At 59.7% G+C, this 10,211-nt stretch carries 10 protein-coding genes, 1 pseudogene and 1 riboswitch; of the genes and pseudogenes, 3 read left to right on the plus strand and 8 right to left on the minus strand.

The window, feature by feature from the left end:
- Positions 1–204: 204 nt before the first annotated feature.
- Entirely contained in the window at positions 205–447 is a 243-nt protein-coding gene (locus OKC30_RS17675) for an Lpp/OprI family alanine-zipper lipoprotein (RefSeq protein WP_010634682.1), read from the minus strand.
- Positions 448–672: 225 nt separating this feature from the next.
- Positions 673–1,326 carry a 3,4-dihydroxy-2-butanone-4-phosphate synthase gene (gene ribB, locus OKC30_RS17680; RefSeq protein ID WP_010673523.1) on the minus strand — a complete coding sequence of 218 codons (654 nt, stop codon included), beginning with the start codon at positions 1,324–1,326 and terminating at the stop codon, positions 673–675.
- Between the two features lie 104 nt (positions 1,327–1,430).
- Positions 1,431–1,588, minus strand: a riboswitch (FMN riboswitch).
- Between the two features lie 209 nt (positions 1,589–1,797).
- Here ribB and purU point away from each other — a divergent pair.
- A complete protein-coding gene (gene purU, locus OKC30_RS17685; RefSeq protein WP_029313992.1) occupies positions 1,798–2,634 on the plus strand; it encodes a formyltetrahydrofolate deformylase in 837 nt (278 codons plus the stop codon).
- Between the two features lie 58 nt (positions 2,635–2,692).
- Here the strand turns inward: purU and OKC30_RS17690 are convergent, their stop codons facing one another.
- Both OKC30_RS17690 and cls read right to left on the minus strand, forming a co-directional pair.
- Positions 2,693–3,961 (minus strand): DUF945 family protein, encoded by a 1,269-nt coding sequence (locus tag OKC30_RS17690; protein WP_270665088.1) that lies wholly within the window; start codon positions 3,959–3,961, stop codon positions 2,693–2,695.
- 109 nt (positions 3,962–4,070) lie between these two features.
- Positions 4,071–5,552: a cardiolipin synthase gene (cls, locus tag OKC30_RS17695; RefSeq protein WP_010673520.1), complete on the minus strand. Its 1,482-nt coding sequence runs from the start codon at positions 5,550–5,552 to the stop codon at positions 4,071–4,073.
- A 96-nt stretch (positions 5,553–5,648) separates the two neighbouring features.
- Here cls and OKC30_RS17700 point away from each other — a divergent pair, with 96 nt between their 5' ends.
- On the plus strand, positions 5,649–6,191 hold the full coding sequence (locus tag OKC30_RS17700) for a DUF1439 domain-containing protein (RefSeq protein ID WP_234888699.1): 543 nt from the start codon (positions 5,649–5,651) through the stop codon (positions 6,189–6,191).
- 4 nt (positions 6,192–6,195) lie between these two features.
- Here the strand turns inward: OKC30_RS17700 and OKC30_RS17705 are convergent, their stop codons facing one another.
- Positions 6,196–6,636: a GNAT family N-acetyltransferase gene (locus OKC30_RS17705; RefSeq protein WP_010673518.1), complete on the minus strand. Its 441-nt coding sequence runs from the start codon at positions 6,634–6,636 to the stop codon at positions 6,196–6,198.
- Positions 6,637–6,978: 342 nt separating this feature from the next.
- Here OKC30_RS17705 and OKC30_RS17710 point away from each other — a divergent pair, with 342 nt between their 5' ends.
- Entirely contained in the window at positions 6,979–7,719 is a 741-nt protein-coding gene (locus OKC30_RS17710) for a lytic transglycosylase domain-containing protein (RefSeq protein ID WP_160839523.1), read from the plus strand.
- A 105-nt stretch (positions 7,720–7,824) separates the two neighbouring features.
- On the opposite strand, the gene aqpZ is transcribed toward OKC30_RS17710, so the two are convergent.
- The 3 genes and pseudogenes from aqpZ to OKC30_RS17725 all read right to left on the minus strand — a co-directional run.
- Positions 7,825–8,511 carry an aquaporin Z gene (gene aqpZ / locus OKC30_RS17715; RefSeq protein WP_042878791.1) on the minus strand — a complete coding sequence of 229 codons (687 nt, stop codon included), beginning with the start codon at positions 8,509–8,511 and terminating at the stop codon, positions 7,825–7,827.
- A 293-nt stretch (positions 8,512–8,804) separates the two neighbouring features.
- Complete coding sequence (ruvC, locus tag OKC30_RS17720) at positions 8,805–9,326, minus strand: crossover junction endodeoxyribonuclease RuvC (protein ID WP_270665092.1); 522 nt, start codon at positions 9,324–9,326, stop codon at positions 8,805–8,807.
- Positions 9,327–9,559: 233 nt separating this feature from the next.
- Positions 9,560–10,138: pseudogene (locus OKC30_RS17725) on the minus strand (Gfo/Idh/MocA family protein); the annotation flags it as partial.
- Between the last annotated feature and the right edge of the window lie 73 nt (positions 10,139–10,211).

The following is a 10,211-nucleotide window of genomic DNA, read 5'->3' on the forward strand; positions in this document are numbered from 1 at the left end:
ATCGATTGGATCGGACATACTGAGTACAGTGAAACCAGAATAGAGCAATTAGATCACATCTTTAATCTGATTGGTATCAGAAGAGGGGATGCCGATTCGTCGGCATTGCCTTGTCAGGCGGGTTTCAGCGGGGAAACGCGGTAATTTGATGAATTTCAGGCAAAAAAAAATGGCGCATTGAAATGCGCCATTTTTTCGCATGGATTACTTCTTGTAGGAAGTAGCCATGTTGTCGATGCGCTGGTTAGCACGCATAGCTTCTTGCTTGGCTTCTGCAACATCAGCAGCGATCTTGGACTGATCAGCACGAACAGCGCTAACATCTTGAGCCAGTTGGTCAACTTTGTTAGACAGATTCTGAACGGAAGTTTCCAGTTCGCTGGTGTTTGCACAACCGCCCAGCAGAGCGGACAGACCAACAACACCTACCAACAACATTTTTTTCATTTTTAAAAGCTCCCTTTAACTCGCCAGACGTTTAGCAAGCGGCGTGATTATGGCACAAAAAAATCATAGTTTGGATAGGCCTCATCACAGATAAATGCGTTAAAACCCTCATTTTTTTTTAGCTGCACACTTTCCGTACAAACTTTAAGCGAAAATGAGTGTCCCTGGATGAGGTTCGCACAAAGCGTAACCAAAATTTGGGCTTATTACAATTTCGTATGAGGCTCAGGCTGAACGTTCTGACAGCAATTGACGATATTGCACCAGATCTTCGATGGTCAGGACCGGCATCCGGTGCTGACGACCGAAGGCCACCAGGTCCGGCAACCTGGCCATGGAGCCATCTTCCTTGGTCAACTCGCACAAAACTCCATAAGGTTTGAGCCCGGCGAGCTGCATCAGATCGACGGTCGCTTCGGTGTGACCACGGCGGGTCAGTACCCCACCCGTACGGGCGCGCAGCGGGAAGACATGGCCGGGTCGATGCAAATCGGAGGGCCGGGCTCCGTCGGCGATGGCCGCGCGGATGGTGGTGATGCGATCGGCGGCGGACACCCCGGTGGTCACCCCCTGCGCCGCTTCGATGGTCACGGTGAAGGCAGTCTGATAGTGGCTGGAGTTGGCCTCCACCATCATCGGCAGCTCGAGCTGGCGAACCCGCTCGTCGGTCAGACAGAGGCAGACGATGCCGGAGCACTCGCGGATCATCATGGCCATCTGCTCGTTGGTCATGGTTTCTGCGGCAAAGATGAGATCGCCTTCGTTCTCACGATCTTCATCATCGGCCACCAGCACACCCTGACCGGCACGCAGGGCGGCCAGCGCGGCTTCGACGCGAGCAATGGGATCACCGAATTCACTGAGTAGAGACTGATTCATGGTAAGACTCCTAAAAAAGACAAGGACCAGAATCAGGGCATGGAAAGGCAGACAGAAGTAGCCATGCGGCGGCCAACCCGGCAGGGTCTGGCCAGCAATATCTGTCTTATCCTCTTTCATCCGGACTATGACCGTCGGCTCCGGCATCTCACCGGATCTGCTGACCCCGTCCCGGATGAATGCCGGGTCGGGCGCTCGCGGGCTCCCCGAGTCACATCGGGATACCGCCGGTGGGGAATTTCGCCCCGCCCTGAGAATAAGCGCAGACAGCCTAAAGAAAAAAGACGCAGGATGCCAGCCAAAAACCCATCAAAGACAAACCGGGAGCTGGCTGCACTGCAATTTTCGCGCGAGCACCACCCGATACACGGCGCGCTGTCCTTTCTGATTTCGTTTGTGGCATAGTGCCAGCAAAAACGCGCGCGCCCGCGCAGACCGGGTGCCAACATCACAAACGGAATCATGACAGAGATGGAAAAGAAAATACTGCTGACCGATTGCCCCGACGCCAAGGGTCTCATCGCCAAGATCACCAACATCTGCTACAAGCACCAGCTCAACATCAACAAGAACGACGAGTTCGTGGATCACGAAAACGGCCGCTTCTTCATGCGCACCGAGCTGGAAGGGCGCTTCAACGACGAAACCCTGCTGGCCGACCTCGATGATGCCCTGCCTGCCGGCGCCCAGCGTCGTCTCGTCAAGGCGGGCAAGAAGCGCATCGTCATCCTGGTGACCAAGGAGACTCACTGCCTCGGCGACATCCTGATGAAAAACTATGCCGGCGCCCTGGACATGGACATCGTCGCGGTCATCGGCAACTACGACACCCTCGCCGAGCTGACCGGCAAGTTCGACATCCCCTTCCACTGCGTGAGCCACGAGGATCTGAGCCGCACCGAGCATGAGGAGCAAGTGCGCACGCTCATCGATGGCTACCAGCCGGATTACGTCATCCTGGCTAAATACATGCGTGTGCTGACCCCAAGCTTCGTGGAAGCCTATCCGCGCAAGATCATCAATATCCACCACTCCTTCCTGCCTGCCTTCATCGGCGCCCGCCCCTATCGTCAGGCCTTCGACCGCGGGGTCAAGCTGATTGGTGCCACCGCCCACTTCGTCACCGACGATCTGGATGAAGGCCCCATCGTCGAGCAGGACGTGATCCACGTCGATCACACCTTCAGTGCCGATGACATGGCCAAGGCCGGACGCGACGTGGAGAAATCCGTGCTGAGCCGGGCGCTGGAACTGGTGCTGAACGAGCGGGTCTTCGTCTACGGCAACAAGACAGTCGTGTTCAAATAAGCGGCTGCGCGCCCCCAGAAAAAAGGCTCCCGAAGGAGCCTTTTTCATTGCGCGGCACTCACGGGTGCAGCGGCAGACCATTGACGGTCACGGTCCCTTTGTCGAGCTTGAGCTCGGCCTGAAGCTGTGACTCCTGCGCCTTCAGATATCCCATGGCGGTGAATTGCTCCAGCATGGGGGCCAACTGGGGAACAGCCTGGCCCAGCTTCTCCCCAAGGTGGGCATGAAGCAGAGCGGAGAGTGCCTGCATCCCCTCCTCGCTGCCCATCAACTGTGCCAGGGTGGTGGGCGCCAGTTTGGCCTCCCCTTGCAGGCTGACAGGCTCACCGTTCAATCGCGCACTCAGATCCGCCAGTTCCAGTGTGGCCCCTCTCTGGAGCATCTTGTCCAGCGCTTCCTGGATGGCCGCTTCGTCCACCCGTTTGCTGCTGGCCTCTTGCAGCGTCTGATACCCCTCGAGATCCAGCCCCTTGAGGGAGAGATCCAGATTTCCCTGGGTCAGCGCGAGCCGGTCTTCCTCGCTCTCCATGTTGAGGGTCGCCACCTTCATCTGATAGCGAGTGGAGAGCGTCTGAAGATCGTCCCCCGCCAGCTCGGTGGCCGTGGTCAGCCCCTCCAGCGTGATCTTGACGTTCCCCGGCTGGGTCAGGGTGAAGGCCGTGAGGGTCGCATCGCTGCGGGGAGAGAGCCAGAGCCCGCTGATCTCGGCCATGTCGGCACTGCCCTTGAGATCCGCCAAGGCCAGATCTGTCTTGCTCTGGGCATCGTGGACCGTCATCCCCAACCAGTGGGCGGTGAGATGGCCATTGCCGTTGAGATCCCCGCGATAATCGCCGTTCAAGGGCAGGAAGGTGAACTCGTTGAGCCCCTCCTTGACCTTGAAGTCACTCACCCAGAAGCGGGAACTGTTGCTCATGGTCCAGAGGCTGCTCGCCGATTCTGCCCCCAGTTGCCACTGCTGCATCCCCAGAGAGGTCAGGATGGGCGCCAGCGTGCCCTGTGCGGTATCAAGCTGGAGGTGGCTCTTGATATAGAGCGGCAACAGGCGGCTGTTGAACGCGAACTGCATCTCGATGGGTTCGCTTCCCGCCAGCTGGGGATCAAAACTCGCCAGCGTCTGGGGCGGCACCACCACCTTGAGCACGCCGTCGCGGGTGAACAGATTCTCCGTCTCCGGGCTCCAGGTGACTTCGATTCCGCTCTCCTGCTGCGCCCTGGCGATCTGCTCGGCCAGGATCCGGTCGAACGTATTGCCCGTGTACCAGCAGGCGCCAAGCCCTCCCACCACCAACACGGCTCCGACGGCCAAGGCCACTTTTTTCTTCATCAGTTCTGTTTCTCCACAATGGTTCAATGGCGGGTGCATGGGCGCACTCTACGGGGAGGATGGGCATCAACACAAGCCAGACAACGGCTTGGGGTCCACGCTCTGGCTGTCACAGCAGGGGGCTGAACAGGTAGAAGATGTTCTCAAGCAATTTTTTGTACCAGGGGCGGGCACGCCACCTGGTCAGTGACATGGGGGTCGCCTCCAGCATGTAGCCCTGCACCAGCTGGTTCATCTCGGCGACAAACACCGGGTTGTCGATGAGCAGGGTGATCTCGAAATTGAGCCAGAGACTGCGCCGGTCGAGGTTGACCGTGCCCACCAGGGCGAAATCATCGTCCACCAGCACGCTCTTGGTGTGCAGCAGTCCGGCATCATAGCGGTATATCTCCACTCCTGCCGCCAGCAGATCCTCCATGAAGGAGTTGCTGGCGTGGTTGGCCATCAGGGAGTCGTTGCGCGCAGGCAGAACTAACTGCACCAGCACGCCGCGGGCCGCCGCCGAAGAGAGGGCCGCAGCCAGCGGATCGTCCGGCACGAAATAGGGGGTGGTCAGCACCAGATGATGACGAGCCTGGTAGATGGCGAGCAGCAGGCTCTGCTGGATGCAGTCACCGCCGACGAAGGGGCCGGAGGGAATGAGCTGGGCCCGATAGTTGGTCTGTGGCCAGGCTTCCGGCTCATGTTGCAGACTGTCGAGCAGCCGCTCGCCGGTCTCCATCTCCCAGTCCCAGACGAAGGTGGACCACATCAACGGCACCACGGGGCCCTGCACCCGGATCATGATGTCGACCCACTGGCCGACCCCGGCATCCTGCTTGAAGAAACGAGGATCCACCATGTTCATGGAGCCGGTGTAACCAACCTTGTCATCGATCACCACCAACTTGCGGTGCATGCGCAAGTCCTGGCGCTGAAACGGGATGCGCCAGGCGCCGACCGGCAACACTTCCACGACTTTGACACCAGCGGCACGCAAGGTTTTGGGCCAGGAGGAGCGGAAGAAGGTCTTGCTGCCGATGGAGTCGAGCAAGACACGACAATCCACGCCGCGTGCAGCCACCTCCATCAACGCCTCGCACACCTCGTCCACATCCCCGCCGGGGTGCCAGATGTAGAACTCCAGATAACAGGATTGGGAGGAGCCCCGGATGTCGCGCACTATCTCCTCTACGATGCTCTTGGGCTTGTGCAGCAGGGTCATCCGGTTGCCCGAGAGCATGGGCATGGCCAAGCGCCCCTGGATCAGATCGTGGAGCGGGCGTGCCTTGCTGCCCACCTCGCAGCAGTGCTGGGGGAAGAGGCGCGCGAGCTGGCGGATCCAGATGGCGTAAGGACGGTACATGGCCTGGGCCCGCTCCGCCCGCTTGCGACCGAGGCGTATCTCGCCAAACAGCACGTAGAAACCGACCCCGGCGAAGGGGATGGCATAGATGAGGGCCAACCAGGCGAGGGATACCCCGATGGGACGTCGCTTCATCACCACCCGCAGGGAGATCCCTGCCACGATCACGGTGTGAAACAACAGCAACAACCAGCCGAGAAAGCGGGAAAACAGCAACTGAATGTCGTATTCCAGACCGTCGAGCAAGGCGACTCCTTGGTGTATTGGACAGATGGCACGGGCAGACCCCACAGGGTCGGGATGGTATGCTATGGGGCACACCCATTCTATCAGGTCGTTAGCATGATCCTGCAATCTATGCTGCTGAGTCTGGCCATGCTAGGTCAAGGCTCATATGACATCAATGAGCAGCAGATAAATCAGTACCTGCAATCCCAGGTGCAAGTGGACAAACAGCTGGAGTTGCCCGGCATCATCAAGGCCCATGTGCAACTCGAGCAGAGCGATGTGCAGATTGGTCGCCAGAGCCCGGATACCGCCAGGGTGTTTGGCAAAGGCAAGTTGAAAATCGCGCTCCCGGATCAGACCGAGTACGACGCGCGCCTCAACATGACCTATGAGGCGATGCCCCGCTACGACAAGGCTAAGAGTGCGCTCTTCCTCGACAACATGAAGCTCATCGATTACAAGCTGGAGCCTGCCGCGGCGGAACAGAAGTTTGGTTTCATGCTGAGGATGCTGCTGCAGAGCATGGAGAAACGGCTGGAGACCCAGCCTGTCTACAAGCTGGATGACAAGGATCCCAATCAGGCCTGGCTCAAGGAAAATCTGCTGGGGCTGGAGCTGTCACCAGGCAAGATCCACCTGCTGACCAAACCCCAATAAGATCTCAGTTGAAAACAGGCGCCTTCGCCTGACGCACCAGCAGCTCGATCTGGTAACCCTGTTCGTGCTGCTGGTGATAGAGGGAGTGAAGGGGCCCGTCGAGTTCATGCAGGGGAAGGTGGTCAAATCCCGCCTTGAGGTAGAAGGGTTTCTCGAACGGCAGGGCGTGACAGATCACGGGCTTGTCGGAAAGATCGCGGCAGGCATGCTGCAGCAAGCGGGACCCCAGCCCCAGGGACTGGTAGTGAGGGAGCAGACGAAAGCCGCACAAGTGGTAGTAATCCTGTTCATCGCGCAGGCGCACCGCCCCCACCAGCCAGTGCGCATCACGAACCACAAAAATCCGTTCTGCCAAATCCGGCACATAGTGGGAAAACGTCGTCTCGTAATAGTCTCTGATGAGGGAAAGATCCGCATCACAGTACTCTTCGAATCTGAGCTCCATCGCTCGCCTGCTTGTCATGCCCATTTCGCTCTGGCCATACCGGCCCTCTCCTGCTCGCTCTCTGGCTCCACGAAGAGATCTGACCAGAGTGGAGCAACAGCAAGATAACACGCCTTTAACTTACAAAAAAGCCAATAACTCGATGGAAAAGACGAGGTTGCGATCATGCGTCCCTTGACGCCATGAGCCGCGCCCCTTGTCCTGAGTGAGCACACAGGCGGGACGTCCCTCTGCCATCACATTTCCAGCCTCCCCTGTTCACGGGAACTTGTTCTGCGCCATCCCGAATGCTTTACTCAACGTGGCTAACGAGGCTTAAGGAGCAAGCCGTTGAAAGCATGGATGTTGCTGGGCATGATGCCGCTGTTTTCCCACGCAGCCCCGGCTCAGATACCGCCACCGGCAGAGGTGGTGATCCTGACCCCGGAGACGGCTGTCTCCTCCCCGGTTCCCACGCCGCGTACCGTGTCACTCACCACGGCGCCGCTCCCCTCCCCTGAACCCGCTAAGCCTGCAAGCCGTCAGATCCAGGTCTACAAGTCGGTACAAAAGAACGGGGTCATACGCTATTCCGACATGATGCCGGAGCAGGGTCACTACGAACTGCTGTTGTTCAACGACTGCTATGCCTGCGATCCGGCGTCCAAGGTCAACTGGCGCACGACAGGCCTCTTCCTCTATGACTACGCCAGCACCATACAGGCGGCAGCCAAGGCTTATCAGGTCGAGCCTGCCCTCATCCGGGCACTTATCCATGCCGAGTCCGCTTTCAATCCTCTGGCCGTCTCCCGCAAGGGCGCCATGGGACTGACCCAGCTGATGCCCGCCACGGCGCGCGAGCTCGGGGTCGGCAACGCCCTGCTGGCGGAGCAGAACATCTTTGGCGGGGTGAAATACCTGGCGGGTCTGCTCAAGCAGTATGACGGCAATGTGGCCCTGGCCACCGCCGCCTACAATGCAGGCGCCGGTGCGGTGCAAAAACACGGCGGCATACCGCCCTATGCCGAAACCCGGGCCTATGTGGAACGGGTCAAGCTGCTGCATCAGCGCTACAAAGAGATGCTGAGCGCCAAGGGACTGTGATCATGCCGCACCCTATCGTCAGCATGGCGCCCTGCCCGGTATTCCTTCAGGCATAAAAAAACACGCCCGGGGGCGTGTCGATACCACACGTTAACTAGCAACACATCACTCTTTCGTGGCGATCACACGATAGGCCAATGCACCCAGAATGGCACCGACAATGGGGGCAACCCAGAACAGCCAGAGCTGGCCCACGGCCCAGTCACCGACAAAAAGCGCCACGCCAGTGCTGCGCGCCGGGTTGACCGAGGTGTTGGTCACCGGAATGCTGATGAGGTGGATGAGGGTCAGGCACAGACCGATGGCGATGGGAGCAAACCCGGCCGGCGCACGGCTGTCGGTGGCCCCCATGATGACAAACAGGAAGAAACCGGTCATCACCACTTCACACACCAGTGCGGCCAGCAGGCTGTAACCACCGGGGGAATGCTCGCCATAGCCGTTGGAAGCAAAGCCTGCGCTCACATCAAAACCCGCCTGTCCGCTGGCAATGACATAGAGCACGCCACCTGCCACGATCCCGCCAAGCACCTGGGCCACGATGTAGGGCAGCACGTTGGAGGCCGGGAAGCGACCACCAGCCCAAAGTCCGACGGTCACGGCCGGGTTCAGGTGGCAACCCGAGATATGACCGATGGCATAGGCCATGGTCAGCACGGTCAGGCCGAACGCCAGGGCCACGCCCAGCAGGCCAATCCCCACATTGGGGAAGGCAGCAGCCAGCACGGCGCTCCCGCAGCCCCCCAGCACCAGCCAGAAGGCTCCCATAAATTCAGCAGCAAAAGGTTTCACTCTTGTCTCTCCCATGATGATTAACACGAGAGCCAGAAAGGCTCATACGGACACAGTTATTGAACAGGCGCCATATTATGGGAGTGTGGCGGAGCAAGACGAAACCGACCCGGCTCATCGCGGATATGTGATGAATGTCACAAGTTATTGATAAAGTAGAAAGATATTCATCCGCTCGGTGCGCTTCTCCATGGGAGTCCCATCGAGGGATGCGACAGATTGTGACCCGACCAGCGATTTTGCCAGCAGCTCCCCGCGCTCCCCTGCCAACACCAGAAGCCCTCCCCCGGGGATCAGCGATAACGGCCGCGCACCGATCCGCTGGCCCGCCCAGCCATGCGAATGAGGCTCTGACGGGTGTGGAAGTGGCAAAGCGCCACCCCGAGGGCATCCGCCGCATCCGTCTGGGGGGTGGCAGAGAGCTTGAGCAGATGAGTCACCATGTGCTGTACCTGCTCCTTGGCGGCGCCACCGGTGCCCACCACCGCCTGCTTGATCTGGGTGGCCGAGTACTCGCTCACCGGCAGCAGGGCGTTGACCGCCGCGACGATGGCACTTCCCCTGGCCTGGCCGAGCTTCAGGGCCGAGTCCGCGTTGCGCGCCATGAAGACCCGCTCGATGGCGAACTCGTCCGGCTTGAACTGGGTGATGATCTCGCTCACCCCGTCATAGACCTGCTTCAGGCGAGACGGCAGCTCCCCCAGATCGGTGCGGATGCAGCCCGATCCCAGGTATTCCGCCTTGCCCGCGACGATGCGAATGACCCCGTAACCGGTGATGCGCGAACCGGGATCGATCCCCAGAATGATGCTCATGAACGGAATACCCCGCCCACTGCGGTCAGCCATCTCATCTTCGACACCTTCTTCATTGCGATCTCTTGCCCTGCTGCTCTTGATGGCCGCCAAGATAACAAACCCGCCTTCGCTTGGCTCGCTCGCTGGCACCTTTCCCGGCTGACTGCGCAAGGAGCCACCATCTCATACAGTGCTCTGCCGCTTCTCTGGCCAGTGATGCCTGCCGGCGTCACCAGCCCCTTGCCTCCGGGTCATCCCTTTGCCAGGGCGACGAGGCGCTCCGCCAGTCGATGGCTTTTCAGGTAGCTCTCGACCAGCGCCCCGTCTGCCCGCCCGACGTCAATCTGCCCATACCAGTGCTCGAGCATGGCGACAAAGCCTCGGCTCGCCAGCACGGGCTGCCAGTCGCCCGGAGCCAGAGTCTGCACTGTGTTGTCTCGCGCAAGCAGGCCACGGGTGCAATTCTCGATATGCAATGAGAGGTTGTCGCCATAGGCATCGATGCGCTCCTCGGTCATGCCGGCGCTGCGATTCATGCTGCCGCTCACCGCCATCTGCCCGCGCTGCCAGGCAACGCTCACCCCGGCCAGCAGCTCGGGCTGCTCACTGCTGCGTCGCAGCACCGCATGCAGCTCCCCGTCCGGCTCGCCGCCATAACAGCAGAGGCTGTCGAGCACATGGATACAGTCGTCGAACAAGAACTGGCGAGGCGCCCCCGGCAGGGCGTGCCTGTGCTTTTGCCAATGGAGCTCGGTCAGCGGCTGGCCGCGTGCGGCGGCCATGGCGGGCAGATAGCGACGGTTGAAGCCCACAAACAGCGGGCAGTCCCTAAATAACTGATCCCAATAGTGCTACACCTTCGCTGTGCCATAGCCATTCCCCGGGAAAGGAGACACGGTATCC

The sequence above is a fragment of the Aeromonas sp. QDB18 genome, assembly GCF_027705325.1.
Taxonomy (GTDB): Bacteria; Pseudomonadota; Gammaproteobacteria; order Enterobacterales; family Aeromonadaceae; genus Aeromonas; species Aeromonas caviae.